General features: G+C 44.7%; 23 protein-coding genes. 3 read left to right on the top strand and 20 right to left on the bottom strand.

The genetic code is table 11. From position 1 onward, the window contains the following. Positions 1-73: 73 nt before the first annotated feature. The 3 genes from RJ47_RS08075 to RJ47_RS08065 form a co-directional block, all read right to left on the bottom strand. On the bottom strand, positions 74-1,420 hold the full coding sequence (locus tag RJ47_RS08075) for a replication-associated recombination protein A (RefSeq protein ID WP_038191513.1): 1,347 nt from the start codon (positions 1,418-1,420) through the stop codon (positions 74-76). Positions 1,421-1,422: 2 nt separating this feature from the next. Continuing rightward, on the bottom strand, positions 1,423-2,019 hold the full coding sequence (gene lolA / locus RJ47_RS08070) for an outer membrane lipoprotein chaperone LolA (RefSeq protein WP_039483038.1): 597 nt from the start codon (positions 2,017-2,019) through the stop codon (positions 1,423-1,425). An 83-nt stretch (positions 2,020-2,102) separates the two neighbouring features. Next, entirely contained in the window at positions 2,103-2,717 is a 615-nt protein-coding gene (locus RJ47_RS08065; protein WP_039483035.1) for a YecA family protein, read from the bottom strand. Positions 2,718-2,964: 247 nt separating this feature from the next. On the opposite strand from RJ47_RS08065, the gene dusC reads away from it, so the two are divergent. After that, positions 2,965-3,918 (top strand): tRNA dihydrouridine(16) synthase DusC, encoded by a 954-nt coding sequence (gene dusC / locus RJ47_RS08060; RefSeq protein WP_039479852.1) that lies wholly within the window; start codon positions 2,965-2,967, stop codon positions 3,916-3,918. On the opposite strand, the gene RJ47_RS08055 is transcribed toward dusC, so the two are convergent. From RJ47_RS08055 to cysB, 6 genes are all read right to left on the bottom strand, one after another. Then, positions 3,915-5,375: a sensor domain-containing diguanylate cyclase gene (locus tag RJ47_RS08055; RefSeq protein WP_039483032.1), complete on the bottom strand. Its 1,461-nt coding sequence runs from the start codon at positions 5,373-5,375 to the stop codon at positions 3,915-3,917. The genes dusC and RJ47_RS08055 overlap by 4 nt on opposite strands. A 133-nt stretch (positions 5,376-5,508) precedes the next feature. Then, the gene (locus RJ47_RS08050) at positions 5,509-6,303 is read right to left on the bottom strand and encodes an ABC transporter ATP-binding protein (protein ID WP_005474849.1); all 795 of its coding nucleotides are present in this window, start codon (positions 6,301-6,303) and stop codon (positions 5,509-5,511) included. Next, the gene (locus RJ47_RS08045; RefSeq protein ID WP_005474865.1) at positions 6,300-7,244 is read right to left on the bottom strand and encodes an ABC transporter permease; all 945 of its coding nucleotides are present in this window, start codon (positions 7,242-7,244) and stop codon (positions 6,300-6,302) included. The genes RJ47_RS08050 and RJ47_RS08045 overlap by 4 nt, the downstream gene beginning before the upstream one ends. 62 nt (positions 7,245-7,306) lie before the next feature. Further along, entirely contained in the window at positions 7,307-8,272 is a 966-nt protein-coding gene (locus tag RJ47_RS08040; RefSeq protein WP_039483028.1) for an ABC transporter substrate-binding protein, read from the bottom strand. A gap of 157 nt (positions 8,273-8,429) precedes the next feature. Further along, on the bottom strand, positions 8,430-9,632 hold the full coding sequence (locus RJ47_RS08035; protein ID WP_039483025.1) for a methyltransferase: 1,203 nt from the start codon (positions 9,630-9,632) through the stop codon (positions 8,430-8,432). Between the two features lie 54 nt (positions 9,633-9,686). Then, positions 9,687-10,661, bottom strand: coding sequence for an HTH-type transcriptional regulator CysB (gene cysB / locus RJ47_RS08030; protein ID WP_005474854.1), 975 nt, complete (start codon positions 10,659-10,661; stop codon positions 9,687-9,689). Positions 10,662-10,962: 301 nt separating this feature from the next. Here cysB and RJ47_RS08025 point away from each other — a divergent pair, with 301 nt between their 5' ends. Both RJ47_RS08025 and miaE read left to right on the top strand, forming a co-directional pair. After that, positions 10,963-11,727, top strand: a complete 765-nt coding sequence (locus RJ47_RS08025) for a hypothetical protein (RefSeq protein WP_005474873.1) — start codon at positions 10,963-10,965, stop codon at positions 11,725-11,727. A 65-nt stretch (positions 11,728-11,792) separates the two neighbouring features. Continuing rightward, a complete protein-coding gene (gene miaE / locus RJ47_RS08020; protein WP_039483023.1) occupies positions 11,793-12,566 on the top strand; it encodes a tRNA isopentenyl-2-thiomethyl-A-37 hydroxylase MiaE in 774 nt (257 codons plus the stop codon). Positions 12,567-12,656: 90 nt separating this feature from the next. On the opposite strand, the gene RJ47_RS08015 is transcribed toward miaE, so the two are convergent. The 11 genes from RJ47_RS08015 to ihfB form a co-directional block, all read right to left on the bottom strand. Next, positions 12,657-16,781, bottom strand: coding sequence for a zinc-dependent metalloprotease (locus RJ47_RS08015; protein ID WP_039483020.1), 4,125 nt, complete (start codon positions 16,779-16,781; stop codon positions 12,657-12,659). Between the two features lie 22 nt (positions 16,782-16,803). Next, complete coding sequence (locus tag RJ47_RS08010) at positions 16,804-17,637, bottom strand: hypothetical protein (protein ID WP_038134008.1); 834 nt, start codon at positions 17,635-17,637, stop codon at positions 16,804-16,806. Between the two features lie 145 nt (positions 17,638-17,782). Continuing rightward, the gene (locus RJ47_RS08005) at positions 17,783-18,589 is read right to left on the bottom strand and encodes an ABC transporter ATP-binding protein (protein WP_082016330.1); all 807 of its coding nucleotides are present in this window, start codon (positions 18,587-18,589) and stop codon (positions 17,783-17,785) included. A gap of 8 nt (positions 18,590-18,597) precedes the next feature. Further along, the gene (locus RJ47_RS08000) at positions 18,598-19,458 is read right to left on the bottom strand and encodes an ABC transporter ATP-binding protein (protein ID WP_005474871.1); all 861 of its coding nucleotides are present in this window, start codon (positions 19,456-19,458) and stop codon (positions 18,598-18,600) included. Positions 19,459-19,471: 13 nt separating this feature from the next. Next, positions 19,472-21,310 (bottom strand): extracellular solute-binding protein, encoded by a 1,839-nt coding sequence (locus tag RJ47_RS07995; RefSeq protein ID WP_039483017.1) that lies wholly within the window; start codon positions 21,308-21,310, stop codon positions 19,472-19,474. 27 nt (positions 21,311-21,337) lie between these two features. Continuing rightward, positions 21,338-22,381 carry an ABC transporter permease gene (locus RJ47_RS07990; RefSeq protein WP_005474870.1) on the bottom strand — a complete coding sequence of 348 codons (1,044 nt, stop codon included), beginning with the start codon at positions 22,379-22,381 and terminating at the stop codon, positions 21,338-21,340. Next, a complete protein-coding gene (locus RJ47_RS07985) occupies positions 22,378-23,400 on the bottom strand; it encodes an ABC transporter permease subunit (RefSeq protein ID WP_039483014.1) in 1,023 nt (340 codons plus the stop codon). Before RJ47_RS07985 ends, RJ47_RS07990 begins: the two co-directional genes overlap by 4 nt. A 392-nt stretch (positions 23,401-23,792) precedes the next feature. After that, a complete protein-coding gene (gene pyrF, locus RJ47_RS07980) occupies positions 23,793-24,497 on the bottom strand; it encodes an orotidine-5'-phosphate decarboxylase (RefSeq protein WP_039483012.1) in 705 nt (234 codons plus the stop codon). An 85-nt stretch (positions 24,498-24,582) separates the two neighbouring features. Then, positions 24,583-25,752 carry a lipopolysaccharide assembly protein LapB gene (gene lapB / locus RJ47_RS07975; protein WP_039483009.1) on the bottom strand — a complete coding sequence of 390 codons (1,170 nt, stop codon included), beginning with the start codon at positions 25,750-25,752 and terminating at the stop codon, positions 24,583-24,585. A 25-nt stretch (positions 25,753-25,777) separates the two neighbouring features. Then, entirely contained in the window at positions 25,778-26,059 is a 282-nt protein-coding gene (locus RJ47_RS07970; RefSeq protein ID WP_038191525.1) for a LapA family protein, read from the bottom strand. 138 nt (positions 26,060-26,197) lie between these two features. Beyond that, positions 26,198-26,479, bottom strand: coding sequence for an integration host factor subunit beta (gene ihfB / locus RJ47_RS07965; protein WP_011080796.1), 282 nt, complete (start codon positions 26,477-26,479; stop codon positions 26,198-26,200). Positions 26,480-26,637 lie beyond the last annotated feature (158 nt).

The following is a 26,637-nucleotide window of genomic DNA, read 5'->3' as shown; positions in this document are numbered from 1 at the left end:
TGTGAAATGGCGCTTAAGCATCGTGCTCAAGCGCTAAAAATATTAACCGAATAAATGTATCTAAAATGGGCGCTTATTCATAGCGCTTTTGTGGGCTTTTTGCGTCTAAACTAGCCAAGTAATCTAACTTTTCGCCAATTTTAGTTTCTAACCCTCGGTTGGTCGGTTGGTAGTAGCGAGTCTCTGCCATTTCTGGAGGAAGATATCTTTCACCAGCAGCGTACGCGCCGGGCTCATCGTGAGCATAGCGATACTCAGCGCCATAGCCGAGATCTTTCATCAACGAGGTGGGAGCATTGCGTAAATGGGGAGGCACTTCATACTCTGGAAGGTTATGAGCATCACGCAGAGCTTGCTTCCAAGCAGTATAAACAGCGTTGCTCTTTGGCGCACAAGCGAGGTAAACGATGGCTTGAGCAATGGCCCTTTCACCCTCTGCAGGTCCAACTCGGGTAAAGCAATCCCATGCGGACAAGGCAACTTGCATGGCGCGTGGATCCGCGTTGCCGACATCTTCAGAGGCAATCGCGAGTAGGCGTCTTGCGATATACAGAGGATCACAGCCCGCCGCAATCATTCGCGCCGACCAATACAGCGCAGCATCAGGATTGGAGCCACGAATCGACTTATGAACCGCAGAGATTAAGTCGTACCAAATATCGCCTTTGTTATCAAAGCGCGAAACTTTTTCGCCAGCGACCTCGGCCAGCAATGGCAAGGTAATCACCTTAACACCTTGGGCGTCTTCTTCTGCCATATCGTAGAGAAGCTCAAGGTAATTTAGCGACATCCGCGCGTCACCGTTTACTAGCTCAGAAAGTCTATCTAGGACCCCTTCATCAAAAGCCGCTTCAACCTTACCTAAGCCACGTTGCTCATCGTTGATTGCTTGCTGCAATGCCAAACCAATATCTTGCTGAGAAAGAGAGGTTAATTTGTAAACTCGGGCACGTGATAGCAATGCGTTGTTCAGCTCAAAAGACGGGTTTTCCGTAGTGGCACCAATGAAGGTCACCGTGCCATCTTCGATATGCGGAAGAAAGGCATCTTGCTGCGATTTATTGAAGCGATGCACCTCGTCAACAAACAAGATCGTGCGTCGGCCGGCCAACTTATTTTCGCGCGCTCTTTCAATTGCTGCGCGGATTTCTTTCACACCGGAGGTCACGGCAGAGACTCGCTCAACTTCTGCGTTGGCGTAGTTTGCCGCCACTTCGGCGAGCGTTGTTTTCCCTGTGCCGGGAGGCCCCCACAAAATCATGGAGTGGATGTGACCCGCTTCCAACGCTCGTCGCAACGGTTTACCTGCGCCGAGAATATGTTGTTGACCAATATACTGGTCAAGCGTTTCTGGGCGCATTCTAGCAGCGAGGGGACGAAAATCTTCGTCCCCTGAAAAATCAAATGAGAAATTACTCACTTTTAATTCCTTTGGTCATCAACCTCGACACCTTGTGGAATGGTAAAGGTAAAGCGCTCAGCTTTAGGTTTAGTTAAATCAATGTTAGCGAACTTGAACGCACTCTGCTGACCGTCTTGTTCAATCACACTAAATCCTTTCACCGCGCCTTTGGCATCGATCTCTAATTTAAATTGACCTTGGTTTGAATCCACAGTAGTTGGGACAAGTGTGAACACATCGCCCTGTTGCGAGACATTGTAGTTTTCCCAGTCACTTTGGCGGTTACGAGTCAACAATACGAACGGGGTTTGCTCTGTTGCTTGCTCTTGCCAGTAAATACTCACTTGTTCGATGAATGGGCTGTAATACCAAAGACTTTTGCCATCTGAGACCAACACGTTTTCATCTGGCATTGTGGTTGTCCAACGGAAAAGACTTGGACGAGAAATTTCTACCGATCCCTCACCTTCCATCACCAAATCACCATCAGGACTTGTCACCTGCTGAGTAAAGTCAGCACTAAAACCTTCCGTTTGCTGTAAACGCTGATTAAGCTCGTCTTTTGGCGCTGCCAACACAGAGAAGCTCATAAACAGTAATGCGGCCAGTTTTTTCATTAATCTTGTTCCTATTGAGTCGCCATGACTCTCTTTATAATCGTGTTTCGAACTTGGTTTGACCGAAAAAAGTTAACTTTGTTCTATTTTCCACAACACTGCTTGAACTTCTTACCGCTCCCGCACAAGCATGGATCGTTACGCCCTACTTGTTTGTACGGATTAACGCTTTGCGACTTAGCGCCAACCATCGCCTCATCGGCGGCGTGAGCAACTTCGATGATCATCAGGTCGAGTTGGTCGATAAAATCGGTCAATGACGGCGGGGTTTCAATGCCCGCTTCTCGCATTTGAGCTTGAGTTTGCACTTCATCAATCGCCAGCATGAATGACGTCAATAGAGCTTGCAACATGCGAAGTGTGCCATCGCCAACGTGTACTTCTTGCCACTGCTCTTCTACCGTCGGCCAAAGCGTCATAAAGCCTTCAGCGATGTCGGCTAGCTGATCCTGCTTGGAGGCTTCATCAAGCAACCCGAGCAAAGAGTACTCATTCGCCTTTAAATACGTGTACTGCTGGGTAATATGCGCTTCAATCGGCGCTTTCACTTGACTTGCGCTTTCAGAAAATACGCTCTCTAACCAAACTTCAGGGGCAAGAGGTTTGGTTGCCAAGTTGGCAGCAAGGGTTAAACCCTCGACGAAATAGGGAGATTCGTTAGTTAATGAGTCTGGCAGTGTCAGTAATTGATACTTCATGATTCACTTCTAGTGTTTAACTGATAAGGCACGCATTATAACCCTATGCAAGGCTTTAGGTCACTTCGAGACTTCCTCCCTGGCTCGAGCACCTGCTTCTTGTGATGATTAGACACATGTAGTCTCGGCTAGTTATAAGGATTTAATAACTAGCCTTCTCTTTTCCAAGCCCTGCAAACCTATCAAAGCAGTGACTTTTGCATCACTTGCCACTAAAATCACGCCTCCTTAAATAGAGGCGTTTTTTATGCGATTAGTTCTTGGCCCAATGGAGGGCGTGTTAGATCATTTGATGCGCGAGATCTTAACCGACATCAATGATTATGATTTGTGCGTAACTGAGTTTGTTCGAGTCGTCGATCAGCTGCTGCCCGATCATGTCTTCCATCGTCTTTGCCCAGAGCTACTGCAAGGGTCTCAAACCAAATCGGGTGTGCCTGTTCATGTTCAACTGCTTGGCCAAGATCCGGTTTGGATGGCGGAAAATGCCATCAAAGCAGCCGAATTGGGCGCAAGAGGCGTCGATCTTAACTTTGGCTGCCCAGCCAAGCTTGTAAACAAAAGCAAAGGTGGCGCCGCGCTTCTTCAACACCCAGAGCTTATTCACCAGGTCGTTAAAGCCTGCCGTGAAGCGGTACCAAGCGAGATCCCAGTGACGGCGAAAATACGCCTAGGTTGGGAGAATCCAGACGACTGCTTCGAGATTGTAGACGCAATAGAAAAAGCGGGCGCTAATGAGTTGACCGTTCATGCACGCACCAAAGCAGGCGGCTACAAAGCAAGCGAGATTAAGTGGGAGTACATCGGCCAACTTCGTGAACGTTTTACGATTCCACTGATTGCCAATGGTGAAATTTGGAATTACGAAGATGGTCAAGCCTGTATCGAAACAACGGGTGTGGATTCGCTGATGGTATGCCGCGGCGCGTTCAATGTTCCAAACCTTGGGAATGTGGTAAAACACAACCACGCGGTAATGCCTTGGTCAGAAGTCGTAGAGCTACTTTTGATTTACTCACAGTATGAAATGAAAGGTGATAAGGGGCTTTACTACCCTAACCGTGTGAAACAGTGGTTCTCCTACTTACGCCAGCAGTATCCTCAAGCTGCAGAGTTGTTCAGAGAAATTCGTACCTTTAATAAAGCGGCGCCAATCGTTGAGCATATCACTCGCTACCGAGACACACTTAACGCAGCTTAGAATACTAGCTTATCCTTGCCTGATGTTTTGGCTTGATAGAGCTTTTCGTCAGCAGCTTTGAACAACGCCTCAAAGTTGCTGGCTTGCGCTTCATCAACGATTTCAACACCACCTGAAACCGTAAAGCCTGGCGCAACAACTTCTTGGGATCGAGCGCGGATCGATTGTTGGACTCGCAGTAATGACTTCTTCAGCGCATCTCGGTTGCTACCACTCATGTAAACCACAAATTCTTCACCACCGAAACGAGCCACCGCATCACTCGCGCGAACACTGTAGGTGATCTGGTCTGCCATGTAGCAAATAACGTTGTCTCCAACATCATGACCATAGGTGTCGTTGATCGATTTGAAATTATCAATATCGAAAACTGCGATGGCAACATACTCTCCATGCTGCGCATTAACCAAGAAGTCTTGTAGCCCTCTTCGGTTCAGCAGTCCTGTCATCGCATCTTTGGCAGCAAGATCTTTCAAGTATCCGTGCTCAACTCGAGTATTAATCAAAAACAACACGATAACTGAGAACACGTAGATAAAGCCTATCACGAGCAAACTGTATCGATGAGAAGAGACAAAATAGCCAATCTCTTTGATGGGATCCAGGCGATAAATTAGATGATGATCACCACGAACTCCCTCAAGATTGAACTGATCCACACGTGTTGCATTGTCGGGAAAGGAAGCCGTGGTTGCATTTATAATTTCCAGTTTTCCCGACAACTTGCCTCTCGTGTCCATCAGTTCATCATAAGCAATGTCCAATGACAGCATGCCTTGGTGCTCACCTAAGGAGTAAACGGGCATGGTTAAACTCATGACTAAGTCGCTGGTTGCGGCGATCGGCGCTGGCCCTGAGATTGAAATAACGTCTGGGTTTTGCGCCGTCGATTGCCAAAAAGGTCGCGCTTTGATCGTATCCAGCAGTTCGGCTGTTGCCTGTTTTGCGTAAGTGTCCGGAGAGGACATCAGATAGCCCTCGCGGTCAATGTATTGAACGCCAAGGATCGTTTCATCAATATCGTGCACGAACGACAGTACGGGCGCCAACGAGACCTGACTTGCAACACGCTGATAGACGTCACTGTCTGAATCACACAGTTCAGTTGTGCCCACCAGCATATAGTTAATGTCTACTGCGGGCATATCGTGGTTGCGACCGTCGGTTAGCAACAAGGCATCAATGGGCCACATCTGACACACACTGTTTTTTATCTGCCGGTTGTGTTCTAGCAGAAAGATATATTGCGATTTGGAGTAGTTGGTAAAACTGTAATCGATAGCCGTAACAAGCTTGGCGGCGCGAGACAAATCATTTTGAATACGACCGTACTCATCACTAATTTCTCGGTTTACCAGATCGACGTAGTTTTTGATGGTTAATGCCAGTACGATAGCAGATAGAACCAAGGGCATGAGAAAAACAAACTTCAAACTAAAATGCCGCTTCAACTGCATTAACCGCCTCTGATAAATAGAAATGAAAAAGCCTATCAATACTCTAATACGGTAGATAGGCTTAGCTGATGTTTTAACGTGGATTGTGTCACAGATTTTTATCGTAACTTGCTAATTGATTGTCAATTTAATCCTAATTTAACAACAAACTATCATCTGCGAGCTCTTCTCCGCGAACTTTAGAGAACATCTCGAGCAAATCGGGCACTTGCATGTTTTGCCTCTGCTCACCTGCCACATCAAGCACGATCTCCCCTTGATGCAGCATCACAGTCCGATCTCCACAGGCGAGCGCATCTTTCATCGAGTGCGTCACCATCATCACGGTTAAGTTAAACTCACTGACGATTTTCTTGGTTAAGTCGATGATGAAGGCCGCCATTCTAGGATCGAGCGCTGCGGTATGTTCGTCTAATAGCAGCAACTTACTGTCAGACAGCGTCGCCATTACCAGACTGACCGCTTGACGTTGTCCGCCAGAAAGTAGCCCTATGCTGTCTCCAAGTCTGTCCTCCAAGCCTAATCCAAGGATGCTAATGCGTTCCTGAAATAGCGCTCTTCGTTTGGCTGACAGTGACAAGTTCCAACCGCGCTTTTTACCGCGCATATAAGCCAGCGCCATATTCTCTTCAATGGTGAGGTCACCACAAGTGCCTGCCAAAGGATCTTGGAAAACACGCGCGCACTGCTCAGCTCGCTGATCCACACTTTGCTTTGTCACATCGAGTCCATCGATGATCACTCGGCCACCAATCATCGGCGTTTCGCCAGTTACCGCCCCCAACAAGGTCGATTTTCCCGCACCATTCGAGCCGATTACCGTAAGAAATTGATGCTCAGGCACTTCGAGTGAAACACCTCGAAGCGCTTTATTTTCCAGAATCGTCCCGGGATTAAAGGTGACTTGAATATCTTCCAACTGAATCATGCCACGCCTCCTGAATTATCGCCGCGCTTAACCGCCTGCGTTTTAGTCGCAGGCGAGTTAGCCTTTTTTGCTTTTAGATTCCCTTTTAGCTTCGGCGCAATCAGAGCAATCGCCACCAGCAGTGCTGTCACTAAGTTCAAATCCGATGCTTGGAGACCAAACATTCCCGAGCTCAATGCAAATGCAACGGCCAGTCTGTAAAGAACCGAGCCCACAATAACCGCCACCACGGCAACCCAAATCTTTTTACCTGGAATCAGAGTTTGACCGAGTATGACCGCCGCTAAGCCGACCACAATCGTACCAACCCCAGAAGTCACATCGGCAAAGCTGTTGGTTTGAGCAAACAGAGCACCAGCAAAGCCGACGAAACCGTTAGACAAGGCAAGGCAAAAATAAGTGTAGAAAGCGGTGCTGGCTCCTTGAGCGGAAACCATACGCGCGTTAACTCCGGTCGCTCTTAACCCCAAACCAAAATCACTGTTGAGCAATCGCACCACAAACCATGCCGATATCAACACCAACACGCCAACCACTAAAGGCCGAATCAACATTGAATCCCCTAATGTTTCAAATGGCGTCAAAATGGTCTCTTCTCCTAGAAGAGCGATGTTTGGTCGGCCCATGATGCGGATGTTGATTGAAAACGCCGCAATCATGGTCAAAATAGAAGCAAGAAGATGAAGGATTCCACACCGGACGGCGAGAAATGCGGTAACCCAACCGGTTGCAGCACCAGCCAGTATCGCCATGCCAGTTGCAACCCAAGGATTAATGCCTGAAACAATCGCCGTAGCGGCAACTGCGGCACCCATCGGGAAACTGCCATCAACACTTAAGTCAGGAAAATCAAGAACTCGGAAGGTTAGATAAACACCAAGAGCCACCAATCCGTATAGCAGCCCTATTTCTAACGCCCCAAAAAACGCAAAAGCAGACATAACAACTCCCTTTTCTGCTCAATAACAAGAGAGCGCGCAAACGCTCTCTTCACTTTGGAGGGTTACTTAACGCTTGTCGCGCGATCTAATACTGAGGCAGGTACCGTTAAGCCAAGTTGTTTGGCGACACCTTGATTGACAACAAGATCGGAGCCTTTGGCCACTTTAACATCGAGCCCACCTGGCTCAGAGCCTTCCAAAATAGCGGCAACATAATCTGCCGTTTGAACACCGACTTGGTAATAATCGAAGCCTAGGCCCGCAATCGCTCCTTTTTCAACATACGATGTCGCTCCGCCAAATACCGGCGTTTTCGCTTGGTTAGCCGCAACGATCATACCTTCAATTGCACTGGCAACGGTGTTATCAGTCGGCGCATAAATAACATCCGATTTTTCGGCAATCGCTTGAGTGGCTGACTGTACATCAGCACTTTTTAGCGCCGTCGCTTCGACAACTTCCAAACCATGAGCTTTTGCGCTCTCTTTAAGCAGCTTCACTAATGTCACCGCATTTGCCTCACCAGGGTTAAAGACAACCCCAATGGATTTAACGTCAGGGAGCAGTTCTTTAATCAGCTCCACATGCTGAGCGACAGGAGAAAGATCAGACAGACCTGTAACGTTTTTGCCAGGCTGCTCCATTTGGCTAACGAGCTTTGCCCCTACAGGATCGGTGACCGCAGTAAAAACAACCGGAATGGAACGCGTCGCCGACACCAAAGCCTGTGCCGTTGGCGTTGCAATGCCAACAAGAACATCAGGTTTTTCACCCACAAATTGACGAGCAATTTGCACGGCAATCGCAGGATTTCCCTGCGCGGTTTTGTAATCAAATTCGAGGTTTTCGCCTTGCTGATAGCCTTTGGCTTTAAGACCATCAATCAATCCCTGACGTGTTGCATCGAGCGCTGGATGTTCGACAATTTGTGATACCGCAACCTTGGCTGTTTTAGCCATGATACTGGTAGAAGAAAGAAGTGCTGCTCCTGCTAGCATGGCGACGGCCATAATGTTTCCTGCTTTCATCTTAGCTCCTTGAATTCAGCAATAATGATGTGATGTTGTGTACTTTGTCGTTATGATTTTTCTCTAAGTTGCACATTTTCTGTGCAACTTAATCATTATTACCAATAAGTTGTTCGAATGTGAAGCGAGATTTAACAAGTTATCAACAAAACAAGAACTAAGTAGCTTTCCGCATAGAGGCATGGATTAAGATGTTTCTCGGGGTGACGCCTCTTGAACAGAACTCACCAAGTGAAACGTCATAGCCTTGCTCACGCAAATAGAGCGCTTTATCCAAAACAAGCCACAACTCCAATGCGCGGCGAAAGACTTGCTGGACCAAGCTCAAACGCTCCATCTGCCAGTAACGCTCTACTCCTCGCTGCAGATAGTTATCAAAATCAATCGTCGGTAAATCGATCTGTTTCTGCTCTGCCGCCCACAAACAAAACGCGGTGAAACCTGACGAGAGCTGAGACTTTTTAATACTTGGGACCGGAATGTAATCTTCCACGCCACATTCGCCTTTGAGTAACAAATCAAAACCTAAGCGAAAGCTCATCTCTTCAAATCGGTGACGCTTAACTCGTTGCCCACCTGTAACCGTCTCTTGAAGGGGAATACGCAATTCAGATTTAGACAAGTGCAAATGTGACGCTTTGCCCGCCTGAGAAAGAGGCTGATAGGCGTCACTTTGAACTAGATGGTAGCAACAAGGAGCGATAGTCATGGCAGGCAAACGGCAAGCCGCCCCTTTCTTCATCAATGAGACGTGGAGATCTCCGCAAGCATGGAGCGCAACCGCATGTTGTGCAGAATTCAACGCCTTGATTGAAGAGTCCGCCAGCGCATCACCTTGAACAAATTTCATCGGCAGCTGATGTTTGTCTGCTTCCTGCTGACCTGTCTCACATAACGCTTGTTGGAACTCAAAGCTCGTAACGTTTTGCTTGCTCTGACTGGCTAAAATACGCCCTAAGAAACCTTTTCCCGAACACCACTCCAACCACTCGGTTCCTTCATGCTTTTGCAGGGCAATTTCACCCATCGCTAATATTTGCTCAAGCTTTCGCCCAGGCACTCCACTGTCGACTCCCCTCTCTAACTCAAGCCCACTAAGAGAACTGCGTTCAAGAAAACAGAGCTGTGCGAGCGTCAAAACGTCAGGCAAGTATTGACCGACCATGTCGCTGAGTTGCTCAGGGTGATCTTTATAGTGCTCTATCTGTTGCGTCGAGAGTGAACTTAGCCACAGACATAACTCCGGATGGCTTTTCTGCCAAGGAAAGTCGGTTTGCTCACTGTGTAAAAATGGCTCGATACGCCAAAAGTTTTGATGAGCGAGTAGCAGAGAATTGAGTGTTTGAAATTGCTGGTACATGCTTCCCCCTAGTGAATGCGTAGTTTAGAGGGAAGCGAATCATTTGAATAGAAATTAACGAACAGGAAGTTCGATATCTTTAAACATCGCTTCGATGTCTGCGTTAGATTTGAGTGATAACGCCTGTTCAACAACGGGACGAGTAAGATGAGGAGCAAATCGCTCCATAAAGTCATACATGTAAGAACGTAAGAAGGTACCACGGCGGAAACCGATGCTGGTGGTACTCGCACCGAAGATATGACTGGCATCGATCGCGACAAGATCGGTATCTTGCTCTTTGTCAATTGCCATACTTGCGATCACCCCAACGCCAATCCCCATACGAACGTAGGTTTTAATGACGTCGGCATCCGTTGCTGTAAAGACCACTCTCGGAGTTAAGCCATGTTTATTAAATGCGGCATCCAGTTCAGAGCGACCAGTGAAGCCAAACACATAAGTGACTAGCGAATAGGAAGCCAAGTCTTGAATCGTCACCTGGTCTTTTTGCGCCAATGGGTGAGACTTAGGGACAACTATCGAACGGTTCCAGTGATAGCAAGGTAACATGATGGCATCTTGATAAAGGTGGAGCGCTTCGGTCGCAATCGCAAAGTTTGCCGTTCCTTTGGCAATGGCTTCTGACATTTGGCTTGGCGTGCCTTGGTGCATATGCAGGGAGACTTTCGGGTAACGAGCCGTGAACCCTTTAATCACATCAGGCAGAGCATAGCGCGCTTGCGTGTGGGTCGTGGAGATGTTCAATGTGCCCATTTCAGGGTGAGTATGCTCGCCTGCTACCGCTTTAATGCTCTCAACACGAGCAAGAATCTCTTGTGAAATACGAATAATGTCTTCGCCAGCGCTCGTCACTTGGGTTAGGTGCTTACCACTCCGCTCAAAAATCTGAATACCAAGTTCATCCTCAAGCAAACGAACCTGCTTACTGATACCTGGCTGAGAAGTGTAAAGACTCTCAGCCGTTGCGGACACATTTAAATTGTGGTTTACAACCTCAACAATGTACTTCAATTGTTGTAATTTCATTCCTGAACCGTACTCCCTTATCGACGCACACCATGAACATACAATCATAGTTTATAATATTTAGTTATAACGTCTCTTAAGTGAAATTGATAGCCCTACGACCCGTTGCGTTGCCTAAACTTAGAGCGAAGTAAACTTGTTCGGTCGTTTTGCAACCAATTACTCATTATCAGGGACGAAAAAGCGTTTTTGATTAACGAAACACTAAGCATTGAGTAATAATAGAAAAATGAGTGCAGAGAGTTAGCGGGATCGTGTATCCTTATCTGCTAGCCATCAGAAAACATAAGATACGGAATTTATGAATATTGGTTTAATCATAGCTTTAGTTGCCATCTTACTAGTCTTGGTTCTTGGCTATAACATTATGTTGCAGTATAAGGTCAAAGCGGAAACCGCAAAGAAGCAAGAGAGCTCTCGCTACCTGCAAATCATCGACGCGACAGAAGAGCTTATTGGACACGCTCATCACCTTCCCTACAGTAAAGCTCTGCTTGTGTGCCTTAATAATCGTATTCTTGATGCGCTGCAAAACATGCACGATCTCGACCCGAAAAATAAACAGCTTGCCCAACGTGTAGAAAACGTAAAAAGCCAAATCACCCAGCTTGAAGAAAACCACAATGGCAACGAGAGCACAGCGTTCAAAGTGCCTAGCAATGACAAACAAGCGATCATGATGTTGAAGTTGGTCAAACGCCTGCGTGACACCATTCGAAGCGAGCACAACAAAGGCCGATTCGAAACTCAGGCTTACGTCGAAGAAAACGCTCGCTTAGAAACAATTCAAATCCGTATCAACATCGAAAATGTCATCAAACGCGCCAATGACTCGATTGTACGCGGACAACCAGGCACGGCAGTTCAGCTACTGCGTAAAGGGATTGATGCGCTGAGTACTAAAAACGATAACTACTCCAATCAAGCCAGAGAAAAGCTTCAAGCCATGTATGATGACTTAGAGCAAAGTAGACAAACTCGTAATGCGGAAGAGTTACACCAAATGGAAGAAAAAGAGCGCAAAGATGATATGGACGCACTCTTTGGTGAAAAGAAAAAATGGTAATATAATCACCGTGATTCCGTTTCTAAAGGTCGCTGATGCGGCCTTTTCTATTTGTAAAGTGTGTAATGATTGATCTGACAAACTACGATTCCCTGCTCGACCCCATCAATGCTTTTCTTCAATGTCCGACCCCCGAAGAGTGGGTCAATGAAGCCAAGAAACCAGAGCACCTAAAAACCATCCTTATTGATCACCTTTTATGTGAACTGAAAGCCGGTCAGTCCGCAATGTATTTAATTCGTAAATACGCAGTAGACAAAGACAGTGCCCACAATTTGTTGGACTGGTTTAAACCATACGAAGACTTTGCGTATCGTAAAACAGGTAATCTGGCGTCGTTAAAAGGTAAGAGCAATATCTCTAAGTCGATCATGGCCAAGTCTCACTCCCCATACAGTCAGGACTTAATCGATAAAATGGTGTTGCTGATAAAAGAGGAGTTACACCACTTTTATCAAGTGTTGGAAATTATGAATGCAAGAGGTATCGCTTACGAGCCAGTTCAGGCAAGTCGATATGCAAAAGGGCTGTTGGCAGAAATGGCGACACACGAACCTCAAACCCTGATTGATAAGCTGATTATTGGTGCCTACATCGAAGCACGCTCATGCGAACGATTTGCCAAGCTTGCACCACATATGGATGAAGATATTGCGAAGTTTTATGTCTCTCTGCTTCGCTCAGAGGCACGTCACTACCAAGATTATTTAACGCTCGCGGAAGAAATAGCAGGAAAAGATATCTCAGAGCGCGTCCAATTTTTTGGCAAGCTAGAAGCTGATTTAATCTCCTCTCCTGATACCGACTTTAAATTTCATAGTGGTGTGCCGAGTCTTTGATTTAGATCGTTAGAAATAAAATAGGCTCTCCTTGTATAGGAGAGCCTATTTAACTGAGAGGCTCAGCTAGGCCATTTTTACGAAAACTTCCTAATAGTCAGACGCATTAGGCAGACGATCTAGCAGCTCGTAATACTCACCAACGACTGCTGCAATATCACCAGTAAGGTAAGCGTTAACCAATGTTAAATCTTTAGTCCAAAGATCTTTGTCTTTAGTCTCCGCTGCTGTGTAGCCCGCATAGACATTATCGACCGCGGCCATCATTGAATCTGAATAACCATTAAAAATCAGAATCATTGCGTCACTATATGCCGCAGATGCTGCCGCGTAAGTGTGCGGTTTGCCCCCTTTGAACGACATGGTCTCTGCGTCTTCATCGATGACCAAATCTCCCGAGGTCTGATTTGCTGTGACAAAGTTATAATAAGAGTCACCGATTGAACCAACGCCCGCTGCGATATCAGCATCGATTGTCTCTTTCATAGCATTAACTATCGGCGCATCATACAACAACACTGCATCATGGAACGATGGAACAATTTGCTTTCTAAAGTCGCCCCAAGCGGTATCGACGTTGGTCGCAATAGTAGTTAACTCTTCGGTACTGTAACTGTCCAAGAACTCTTTTAACGCATATCCATCGCTACTCACCAATTTGTTTGCGTATTCATAAGCTAGCTTATTAGCCTTGGTAGCAACATAAGTTTTACCATCGATAACAAACTCAACTTTGTCTCCAGCAATAACACCGTAGCGATCTTGTTGTTTAGTGAACGCGTCAAATTGAGCCTGACCAAGTGATTTAACGGTATAATCACTAGTGCGCATTTGACGTACGCCCATACTCAAAATCACATCACCAATACGCTGTCGACTACGCGGAGAAATATCTAAGAAACGCTCGATACCTCTTGGCATTTCTGACAGAGATTCCATTTGCTCTGTAACATGCAGATTAACAGATACACCACTTAGGTTTGTATATGGCTTCCCTTGCTTGTCGATGAGCTCTAATGGAGTGTTTAGTCCAACGCCCGCGACAATATTCGCCATGATGTTTTCATACTCTTCTTGAACTCCTGGCAAGTCTAGCAATGAGGCGAAGCTAACTTCATCTGTATTGCGAGTAGAAAAGCGCCTAGCAAGGAAGTAACTAGCAAGAGCTTTATCCGGCCAGCTTCCTAACACTGAAACCGCATTAGACCAAGGGTAATCAGGGTCGAAGCTATTCACGGAATTTAGAAAACGTCCATTCTTAGTCTGTGCTACTGGTAAATAACCCTTATGCGCTATATCAATAAAATTAACGGCAACTTCATCAAAACAGGTTGCGTCTATAAGATCGTAGCTAGCAGGAAGCAGATACGAACGATTGTTTAGAAGTTGACCAAAAGATATTACTTTTTGATCGCCAACACTGTTTTCTATAACACATTGAAGCTCTGGAGTTGCGAGAACATCTAAGAAATATGCCGCAGCTTTTTGAGCTCCGTACGCAAAGTCACAGAAACCTTCATTTGATGGATTGCCAGGTCCATTACAATAAGTCGGGTCCGCAGTAATCCTTAGTAGGAAATCTCCTGGTTTATCAGTCGCGTTTGTATAACCTAACTCAGTGTAAATGTTATCGACTCTTTCAAGGTCCTCAATCTTATCTCGGATAGAAGTCATATCCATGAAGCGTCGAATGATATAACTAGGGTAATCCGCAGAGAACAGTCCATTAGTGCTGTATTCTGCTAAGTTTCGACGGTCATAACTATCGAGATAATTTTGCCATTCGTAGGTAACGATCTCATCTAGCGTTGTACCTTCATCAAAACGGTTACAATCGCTGTTTAGAGAGACATTCCCATCAGTACAAAACGCATAGTGTTTACGCTCAATATCATTCACATTGTCTAGATAATAGAGTGCGCCATAGCGAGTCTTCGCATAGTCTTCTGGGTTATCACTAAGCGCAGCTTCATCAAAACGACTGAAATCACAGTTATATAGTGACTTGCCGGCTTGATCACCATCAAGGGTAGCAACTTCGGAACAAACCATAAGTGATTCGTTTGTACTGTTGTTGCCAAATCGTTGAGAAAAGCTATTTTCATAGACTTGTAGATCTGCTAGATACTGCTCATACGCTGCTACTTCCTCCGCAGGTGCGCCTTTTTCAGGCTCAGCTACAACTGCTGGTGCGGATGTTGGCGAGTCTTGAATGGTCTCAACTTTACGGCCGTAGCCAAATTTGAACGCTGCAATATCGTACAGACCCCAAGTTGGTGTCTCATCTAACATACTTGGCGCGTAATCCATTGTAGAACTGTAGGCAGGAACATTGTTCAACCCCAACGCATGAGCTTGCTCTAGCGTGTAGTAGTTAGCTTTGTCATTTGAGCCTTTAAAGTTGTGGCGAAGACCAACGTTATGACCAATTTCGTGGACCAAAGTGTTGCTGTAAGTTGCAACAGTAATCTCGTCCGCAACAGTTTGCTTCAGCTCTTTTGGCAACTGCTTCCAACGCCTTAAGGTACGCGAGGTTTCAACACCTTTATCATCACGTTCTATGACGAAGTAGCGATCATCTCTTAAGTCGATGTTGTCTAGCATCGCTTTGCTGGTAGAAGATACCCATGATGCTTCAATTGGATAAACGTTATTCTCTGCCCAGAACGATAGACGATTTTCTTCAGCCTTAACAACGTCTTCAAAATCCATGTCGTCATTGAATTCTTTGGTCAAGATCGTCGGAGCTTGAAGCGATGACGTATCACCAAGCAACTCTTCCGTTGTTAGGTCAGGTGCTACAGTATTGTTGTTGATGTTCTCAAGCTTCGATACAGCGGCCATCGTTGACAGCTGTTCCATACGTGTAGTGACTTCCTTAGCTTCAACGGTATTTTTACCCGGCAATGGTTCTAAACCATCAAGATCGAGCTGATTTCGGTTGTAGAAACGAGCTAAGTTGTCCCAGTAATATGGCACTCCCGTGCGAGCTACACCTGAATACTGGTTCACGTGTGCTTTAATAATTTCGCCAGTCATTGGGTTTGCTACAGAAGGACCGTATCCAAGCAGACCATTCGCTAATGGTTCGTCAACTAAGTTGATGATGTTATAACGTAAGTCACCAGGGTGAACACCCGCACCCTCAGATTTATTGACAATCTCAATAGGCGGCTTACCGGAATCATTACCAAACAGTTGTAACGCTTGATTCATCTTATTCACGGTCTCAATAGTCGCGTCTAAGAAAATTTTGTTCTTTGGCTCAAAGAAATTGTCTGTTAGATAGTACTTTATGCTTTCATCTGGATTGAAACGATTTAGATAAACCACATCACGATCATACTTGTTTGTGATTGGGTTTAATCGCTTGGTCTGTGTGGTAAAGAAACCAATATCGTTTTCATCTCCAACAGGATACATAATCGGTTGGTAACCTTCAGAAGCGACTACGCTCTCATGGACTAACGAGTAGTAAAAGCGAGATTTAAACGCCCCGTCTACCAATGCTTCTTCTAGCCCGGCTTTCGTTGAAAAGTTGATGTAATCCGAAATATTATCTAGATCAACTCTAAACGTTCTCTCTAGTTCAAAGTTTAAAACACCACTTGCTGGATCAAACTCCCAAGAGACGAGTTTTGGCGTACCTTGTTCAGTGATACCATCGGTTAATCCAAAAAGATCTTCATAGTTGAACTCCGAAACGATTAAGCTTTCGGGCTTGGGTGTAAAGTGCGTTTTCTTGCGGTAATCCAAGCTTGCGTCACTATTGATTTCTTCTTTGTTTGTACAGTCGTCGTAAGCGTCCTCGGCACAACGATAAGCAGCAAAGTCACCCGGAATTTCAAGTACTTGGGCAAAGTTTAGAGAATCATCACTTCCGACTAGGTTATCCTGATCAACACAGTAGTTATTGCTATCTTTTGGAAGGTTAGAGTCAGGGTAGTTTTTATCAAACGCACGCACTTCGAGACCAGTTTTGGTAAAACACAGTTCGACGTAACGCCCCATACCTTGTAAGAATGGAAATTGGTTAAGTGCAAATCGTGGCGCTGCACCTGTGGTTGGTACATAAAACCATCTGCCATCTTTTAGGTCTTTAACCTGAATTTCCTTGGTATCTCTATCTACATACTCGTACGACTGATCGTCCGCGCCACAGCCCGCTAATATTGCGGTTACGGCAGACGCCAGTGCTAATCTTTTTAATGCCATAATATGTCCTTATTTTTTATTTCTAGAAGGAGAAAGTAACGGTTGCTCGATAAGACGCGTTGTCTTGATCGAATAAATCGATGTTGCCTAATGTGCCTCTTTCCGCATCTTGGTAAACACCCGATGTCGATGCCGATAAAGAAGCTGACCAATTATCTGTAAAGCGGTAACTTCCAAATAATGAGCCTCCATAGGTCCAACTCGTTCTCCTTGTTCCTTGATAGCTGATGGTATTTCCACCTAGGGCTGAAATACCGAGCGTCAATGATTCCCAAGATTTACTTACACTCGATGAAACAGAGTAAGTCCACTCGGTTAATGAGCGACCACCTGCCGTTTTATATTTGTGAAAGTTTTTTCTAAGCCTTGGAGTAATAGAGACGTTTACTCCCCAAGGTTTCATAGAAACAGGTATTGCGAGACGGAAAGCGGTTTGCAATTCGTCTTTGCGCGAAGCTTCAGAGGTAGGGATAGTAAATTGCCCATTCGCTCCTATTTTTCCTGTTTCTCCAAATTCATATAAACTCGAATAACTTGCACCGATAACTGAATCTGTCGCAAAATCTCCAGTTTCATTTTCGTATGCTCGATACCCACCAGAGGACATAAAAGCGCTAATGTTATCTGAGAATGTATAATTTAAACTTCCGCTCCAAGAAAGACTTCTCACAGAGCGGTAATCATCTGGATGATATATATTTGTGTCATAAGAAAGGGACAAGCTTCCTCCGAAATCTGACCAAACAGATTTCTCCTCTTGCTGTTCACTATTTTCTTCAGCAAAACAAGCTGATGATAATAATACTGAGACAGCGAGAGCTATTGTCCTTTGCCGACACTTGATTGTGTTCTGCATATGTTAACTTCCATGAATATTAACTCTCATTAAAAATCCGACGCTCAAAATACATCACTTTATTTTGAGTGCAGGAATCCATCAGAGCTCTTTTTAGCTCTGATATTTATTAACAAGCAAAAATATGAAACGTTATATTATTATATTAGCCACGCTTACGTTGGCTTGGGTGCGTAATTGGAATCGCTGACAATAATGTCTTGGTATAATCATTTTCTGGTGAGTTATATATTTCTTGTGCGCGGCCATATTCAACGACTTTACCAAAATACATAACCGCGACTTCATCTGAAACTTGCCTAACAACCGAAAGGTCATGAGAAATAAAGATCATCGCTAGGTTCATTTCTTTTTGAAGAGACAATAATAAATTGATTATTTGCGCCTGAACCGACACATCAAGTGCAGATACAGACTCATCACAGATCAATAATTTAGGCTTGAGTGCTATCGCTCTTGCGATACCAATACGTTGCCTTTGTCCACCAGAAAACTCGTGAGGGTAACGATTTACGGCTTCTCTCGGTAGCCCCACTTTATCCAATAGTTCCAATACCCATTGTTTTCTTTCTACCGCCGTACCCATGTTGTGAATAACGTACGGCTCTTCCAAAATCATGCCAATTGTATGCCTCTGGTTAAGAGACTCCATTGGGTCTTGAAAGACGATTTGCATTTCTTTACGTAGTGGGCGCATATCTTTTGCAGATAAACGCGTAATGTCCCTCCCTTCGAAATAAATTTTTCCCTCGGTTGGCTCAAACAGCTTTAAAATGGTGCGCCCTAAGGTACTTTTTCCGCAGCCTGACTCACCAACCAACCCCAGCGTTTTTCCTCGGTCAATTGAGAAAGAAACACCATCGACGGCCTTGATCGTATACCCCTTTGATAAAAGTCGCTTTCCTGAGATAAAGTGCTGCTTTAAGTTCTCGATTCTTAATACTTCTTGCATCACTCCCCCTAGTTACTCTGGAAAATACTTGGATCAATTGGCTGTATATCGATCATTTGTTTTGGTTGATGATCTAAACTCGGCATCAACCCCAACAATCTTTTGGTATATGGATGTTGTGGCCTATCAAAAAGGTCAAACACATCCGCTTTTTCGACAATGCGGCCACCATACATGACGGCCACATCATCACAAATCTCTGCAACAACCCCTAAGTCATGGGTAATAAAAACCATCGCCATGCCCGTTTCTTGCTGAAGCTCTTGCATCAACTCTAGAATTGATGCCTGAACCGTCACGTCAAGCGCTGTTGTCGGCTCATCACAAATCAGAACATCAGGTTTACACGCAAGTGCCATTGCAATCATAACGCGCTGACGCATACCGCCTGACAGGTTATGTGGATACTCATCGACCCGCTTTTCGGGCATTGGGATTTTAACTTTCTCCAACATTTCAATCGCATAAGCATAGCGCTGTGCTTTTTCCAGCTCCGGTCTATGCAGTTCCAAGACTTCCATGATCTGTTTGCCTATGGTATGCACAGGATTCAGCGCCGTCATTGGATCTTGAAATATGATGGAAATGGCGTCACCACGCATTTCGTACATACGTTTTGTTGGAAGCTGTAAAAGGTCGGTGCCTTTATAGAGAATTCGTCCACCAACTACTTGACCATAAGGTTTTGGCAACAACCCCATGATCGACATAGAAGTCACACTTTTCCCACAACCAGATTCTCCCACGAGCCCCAGCGTACGACCTTTCTGAACATCGAAACTAACACCGTGCAGAACTTTTACCTTCCCGTCATCGGTCTGGAATTCAACTTCTAAGTCTTCTACTGTTAACACCGTTTCGCGATTCATTTACTACCCTTACCTACAGCTTAAACTTGTCGTCAACAACGCTGACAGCAGGGAAAGTGGTCCCCTTTTTCATTGCTTGTTCTGTTTCTTTTTTCTCGCTCTTGTCGATCCAGAAGTTTGCGATGTCCATTGGGTGGAAAATGCTTTCTGTTTTCTTGGTCATTGGGCTTTCTGGATACTTGATCCAGCGCCAGTGTATTGCGCGAGAGTAAGGCACCATGTAACCAGGGACGATAATGTTCGCTTCCGTAACGTAGTCTTGGATTTGATGCGACAGGGCGTAGCGTTTTTGCTGGTCAAACTCAGCGTCATAGGCTTCGATGAGTTTATCGAGCTCTGGGCTGCTGTAGTTGGTGTGCGCGTTGGTCTGTGGCTTGTTGGCATTGTCAGAGTGCAAATACTCCCAGTAAGCCGGAATTTCACCCGATCCCATGTTAAGGAAAGCCAACTCATGTTTTTTCTCTAGGATGTATTTGAACGCTGAGGAACCATCGACTAGATTCAAAGTAAACTCTAGACCCGCTAACTTAGCTTGTTCCTTTAGGTACGCAATACGTGGTGTCCACGTGTTGTAGCCATAGGTAATCGCGAAAGATAGACGCTCACCTTTGTCATTTACGCGAATGCCATCTGGCCCGATTTTGTTAAAACCAGCTTGAGCAAAAAACTCGGCAGCTTTACTTGGGTTAAACTCAGGGGCTTTATTGTCAGCTTTGTCGTACTCACCATGACCGAAACCAAGACCGTGTGGCTTACGTGAGTAATCGCCTCTCATAATATTGGCGATCATGCCATCGTAGTCAGTGGCAAACATAATCCCTTTGCGAAGATTGATGTCATCCAATAAAGGCTTAGCGGTGTTCATCCACAAACCACCAGCGCCTTGAGGCATTTGGTTGAATCCCCAAAATTTCTGGATATAGCCATCTTTAGAGGCTTGCGAATCAGACTTACCGTGCCAATACTCTGGCAAAATCATGTCGAAGTAATCAAGCTTACCTTTTTCGAAGTGCTTTAAAGCGATGTCGAAATCTCGAATCACGCTGATTCTGATTTTGTCGACGTTGTAACGGTTTTGGTAGTAGCGGTTTGAATAGCCCCACCAGTCGTCGCCAACGTGTTTAAACGTGACACTTTTACCTTTTTTGACCTTGTCTAGGTAGTAAGGTCCTGCTGTTGGCTCGCTCTTAAAGTTGTACTGACGAACGAAGTTGTCGACCATACCATCGCCGTTTTCATCTTTGCCCCCTTTGAAGAAATGTTCAGGGCGAGGCTGAAAACCATTACTTGGCATATTGATTAACACCATCAATGCGTCTTGGCTCTGCTCGACGTCTGTTTCAACCGCGATGGTGTAATCGTTAATCTTAGTCACATTGGTGATTGAATTACTGAAGAAGTCGTTGTACCAAGGATCGACAATATCTTTGGAACGGTAGTACTGGAGCATGAACACATAGTCATCTGCGGTAATCTTTTCACCATCTGACCATTTCGCGTTTTCGTCTAGCTGGAAGTAAACCGTTTTGTTGTCGTCCGAAAATGCCCAAGACTTGGCTAGTTGCGGAATCCATTTACCGGTATTAGGGTGGCGCTGCGCAAGCTTTGGAGCACCGTCCATAAAGTAGTGACGAAGACCTGAGTTTGCATCTGGCCCCACGCTTCGCAGCGTCTGTGGGAAACTAATCATAAAGGTGCGTAACGTCCCACCGCGTTGAGCCTCAGAAGAAGCGAATAACGGCTCTGAATCGTTAGTAATCCAATTTAAATCAGCAGGTAAAGATTGCGCTTGAGCCGAAAAAGCGACTCCAACTAGTGCCGCAATCGCGGTCAATTTAGCGAAATTTTTCATTATTATTACTTCCTTGTAAATCTGCGGCTATTCATAGCGAGTGAATTTTTTAGGGTCGAATGCGCTTCGAATTGCTTCGCCTATGAAGGTCACCATCACTAAAACAGCGACAATTGAAGTCACAACCGATACAACAATCCATGGAGCGTCGAGGTTTGACTTACCTTGTTGGAGAAGCTCTCCCCAACTCGGGGTCGGCGGCATCAGCCCAAGACCTAAATAGTCAAGTGCGGTTAGTGCTGTGATATTTGCAGCGATAGTAAATGGCGCCAACGTTACAATCATCACCATTGTGTTGGGTAAAATATGATGAAGCAGAATACGGCTGGTCGATGCGCCCAAAGCTCGCGCCGCCATCACGTACTCTCGGGCTGACTCTTTATAAGTCATGGTTCGCATGTACCAAGTAATGCCCATCCAGCCAAACAAAACGTTTATCGCGACAAAGAGCGCAAAGGTCGGCTGGGTGATCGACACTAAAATCATGATCACATATAGAAACGGAACCATTGACCAAACTTCAATGAGTCGCTGTACGAATAAATCAAACTTTCCGCCAAAAAAACCCATTGAACAGCCAACGATGGTTCCAATCGCATAAGATACCGCCATGGTCATTAGTGCAAAACCCATCGCAATACGGAAACCGTAGACAAGACGCGCGAGGATGTCACGACCGATCACATCGGTACCCAAGTAGTGCTGAGTTTCGAAACTCGGAGCAAGTGGAGGGAAATCACCACTAAAGTCTTGCTCGTACGGGTTCCACGGCACGATTGGCATCACAACGAAATTGCCGCTGTCTTCGTTATCAAATAATGCTTTTAACTGTCGGTAATCGGTTTCACTTGAATAATCCAAGCCAAACTCTGTACCGGGCTTTACATCACTAAAGACCGGGAATGACCACTCGTCATTGTACTTAACGACCAATGCTTTACTGTTCACTAATACTTCAGCAAATAGTGAGAGCAATAAAAAAGTACTGAGAATAATGAGTGACCAGTAGCCGCGTTTGATCTCTTTAAAGTGCTTGATTTTCTTTTGAGTAAGAGGTGTTAATTTGATCATGATCCGAACCTCACTCGTGGGTCTGCGGCGGCTACACATAAATCTGAAAGTATATTGCCAACCATTAACATCACAGCGTTAATAGCCACGATGCCCATCACGACTGGGTAATCACGTTCGACAATGGACTCATAACCCAACAAGCCAATGCCATCAATATTAAAGATAACTTCGATAAGAAATGAACCCGTCATAAAGAACAATAATGAGTTACCAAAGTGGCTCGCAATTGGAATTAAACTATTTTGAAGTGCGTGTTTTTTAACCGCCTTTTTAAATGGTAAACCTTTCGCAATTGCCGTTCGAATATAATCAGCGGAAATGTTCTCCATCAGATTATTTTTCATTGTCATTGTTAATGTCGCGAAGTCACCTATCAAATAACAGATAAGGGGCAATACAGCGTGCCACATAATATCTTTAAACTGTTCAAAGAAGGTTTCATAGTCATCAAAATCATCACCAACAAAGCCACCCATTGGAAACCAATCCAAGTTGTATGCAAAAACGGTAATTAAGAAGACACCGACAACATAACCGGGCAATGCGTAACCAACAAATATTAATACGGATGAAGCGGAATCAAACACCGACCCGTGCTTAATTGCTTTGTAATAGCCAAGCGGAATAGAGATAAAATAGCTTATAAAGAATGTCATCCCGCCATAAAATAAAGAGACAGGCAAACGCTCAGCGATCATATCGCCGACGGGTTCGTAATAACGAGTCGACTCGCCAAAATCCAATACGATGATTTTAGACAACCAATCTAAATAGGCTTCAATTACAGGTTTATCCAATCCATAAAAAGCATTCAGGTCCGCAATCTGGTCCTCTGATAATGCGGAACTATTACCAGCAACACTGACCGATGCACTATCGGATCCTGAATGCATACTCGCCAACATTCGCTCAACAGGGCCACCTGGAACAAAACGTGTAATTGCGAATATTAAGATTGTGATACCTAAAAAGGTAGGTACGACTAATAATAGGCGTCGTAAAATATATGCTAACAATTGGAAATACTCCGTACCAATTACTAATTAAAGTGTCATCACATCCTGTGACTTATTAGAATATACAACTGGTATAACCAGTATCTGTGACATTAATCTGTTGACGATAATCGATGTTTTCAAATCTATAAAACGAATTTATCAATTTTGTCGATTTTTATCGACTTACGTCATACTTTCTACAAAGTTTTGACGTAAAGATAACATCGACTTTGCGTTGTGCCTCAGAATACTGGATTTTTAAGGATAAACGAGTAATTAGTGACAAGATAAGTTATCAGGTAAGGTTATAAAGCGAGAGTTTGTAGAACTTTATGCTAAGCCAAAAAAGCCTAAACGATTGCTTCATTCATTTGATTCGTTTAGGCCATGATATTTGGAGTTTTTATTTGTTATTTTAGTTGTAACAATTCGTTGTTAATACTAGTTAATACTTTTTCAGGGTTTTCTGCTTGAGTAATAGGTCGACCAATCACCAAGTAGTCCGAACCTGACTGAACCGCATCCACTGGTGTCATGATACGTTTCTGGTCACCAACAGCAGCACCCGTAGGTCGAATGCCTGGTGTAACAAGTTTAAATTCTTGGCCGAGCGCCTGTTTTAGCATAGATGCTTCCTGAGCTGAGCAAACAACACCATCAAGACCTGAGTCCTTCGTCAACGTCGCCAGTCGAATAACATGGTCTTGTGGCTCAACGTTTAACCCTACGCCAGCCAAATCACTCTGTTCCATGCTGGTTAGTACTGTAACCCCAATAAGCAATGGTCGTTCCTTTCCGTAGGGTTCAAGAATTTCGCGTGATGCTGTCATCATTCGTTCACCACCGCTCGCATGAACATTCACCATCCAGACCCCCAACTCTGCAGCCGCGCGGACGGCTTTAGAGCATGTATTTGGGATGTCGTGGAATTTCAAATCAAGAAATACGGAGAAGCCACGTTTATGAAGCTCTTTAACGAAATCAGGACCAAACAAGGTAAACATTTCTTTACCGACTTTTAGTCGACAAGAGCTGGGGTCGATTCGATCTACAAAAGCAAGTGCGTCAGCTTGGTTGTCATAATCCAGCGCAACAATAACTTTTTGGTCAATCATTTCATCTCCTAACTAGTATTAACATGCCTAAAAAAAGCAGCGGGATCACCGCTGCTCATTACGATTGGAAGCCCAATCAAATTCATTATTCTCCATCTAAACCTCTAATAGGCTTGATGGTCCCCCACCCTTTACACGATGGACAGTGCCAATACATAGAGTGAGTCGAAAAGCCACATTTACGACATCGATAATGAGGCTTTACCTTCATTTGTTCTCCAACGAGCTTTTGCAACGTAGCCAAGCTCGCTTTCGCTCGACCTTCTTCTGCTTCAGCCAAGTGATAGTCAATCAAGCGATAAAACCCTTTCATCGTCGGGTTTTTCACTAACTGTCGGGTCAACAATTCCTGTGCAGATCCTGAACCTTCATGCTTTGCTACCAATTGAGCCAGCATCAATTCAGCAGAAGCGCCCGCTTTATTAACAATACATTGACGAAGGAACTCGAGTAGCTCGTCTTCTGAGCCTAAATGATGATAGCAATCGGCAAGAATCGGTAGTACTTCACTGACGAAGTCGCTATCTTGTTCTAGTACCATTTCAAAATGCTTGATAGCACTTCGATAGTCTTCATTTTCTAAGTAGGTTTTGCCTAGTGCTATACTCGCCCTGACACATTTGGGGTCCTCGCTGAGCGCTTTTCTAAAGTGCTGTAAAGCTTTCGCTTGATTACCATCAGCCTTTTCTTGCATCGCCAGTTCACACCAAAAGTGTGCAATGCTGTTGCGCATCCGCTTACGCCCCATCTTAACCAGAAGCGTCGCATAGTGGATAGCTTTAGACCACTCCCTAGTTTGCTGGTAGATAGAAACCAATTGCTGTAAGGCTGCCTCACGATGATCTGGCTCTTCGACTAGCTGTTCAAAGATTTTTTCCGCACGATCAAGAAAGCCAGAAACCATGTAATCTTTGGCTAATTGTTGCAGGGCGATATTTTTTTGGTCGATAGTGAGACCAGAGCGTGAGATTAAATTCTGGTGTATGCGGATGGCACGATCAACTTCTCCTCGTGATCGAAACAAGTTACCCAACGCTAAGTGTGTATCAATTGTTTCGTTATCAACTTGAAGTAGTTCTATAAAGTGGTCTACTGCTTTGTCTGATTGGTCAGAAAGAAGAAGGTTAAGACCCGTCACGTATTGACGGGATATTTGATTAGAGTGTTTCTGCTTGTCTTGTTGGGCACTGCGATTACCCATATACCAGCCGTATGCAGCGGCGATAGGTAACAACAAGAAGAGTATTTCTAACATCGAGTGGAGAGCCTACCTGCGTAACTTAAGAAGCTTTGACCTGGGTAGCTTGCTCAGTGGCTGGAGAAAGTTTTTTTACCTGCTTCTTCAGCTTTCTTACTTGAAGTTGAGACTTAAGGTGCAAACTGCCAAATATTAACCAAGATATAGCAAAACCAGTCACAAATACGACGCCTAGAAGCGTAGAGAGGTGAAACTCACCTTGAGCAATTAAGTAATTGAAGTTAACAATCGCTTGGTTCTGAGAGCCTAATGCTAATGCCACTAAAAACAGAGCCAATACGATAACGATCTTTATAATTTTCATAGTCCATCACCTAAGCAAAAATCAGCCGTTACGATTATGCAGTAAAACCAATGAACAAACCATGCTTATATCGGTATAACCGCCAATAAAAAAGCGGCACTACTAAATAATGCCGCTTATCGCTAACGTTTTAGAAACTTAGCCGATATTTACACGCTCACGTAACTCTTTACCTGGTTTAAAGTGAGGAACATACTTGCCTTCCAACTCCACCTTATCACCAGTCTTAGGGTTGCGCCCAACTCGAGGCTCACGGTAATGTAGAGAGAAACTACCAAAACCACGAATCTCGATTCTGTCGCCACTTTCCAGTGTCGAAGCCATATGCTCTAAAATGTCTTTTACAGCATCTTCAATCTCTTTAGCTGAAAGATGAGTTTGCTCAGCACAGAGTCTTTCGATTAACTCAGACTTAGTCATAGTTTCCCTCATAGAGTAATTTATCACTTATTATAGTAAGTAATACCAATTCCAACAAACACTTGCTTTCAATTTTAGACAAAGTTTGTTCAATTTGCACAACTAGAAACCCAACTTAATTGAACCGCTTCTGCCGATTGGTATTACTACTCATTTTC

It is taken from the genome of Vibrio sinaloensis, assembly GCF_000808535.1.
GTDB lineage: Bacteria > Pseudomonadota > Gammaproteobacteria > Enterobacterales > Vibrionaceae > Vibrio > Vibrio sinaloensis_D.
Note: the sequence above shows the minus strand (reverse complement) of the source record. Positions and strands in the feature narration are given on the sequence as shown.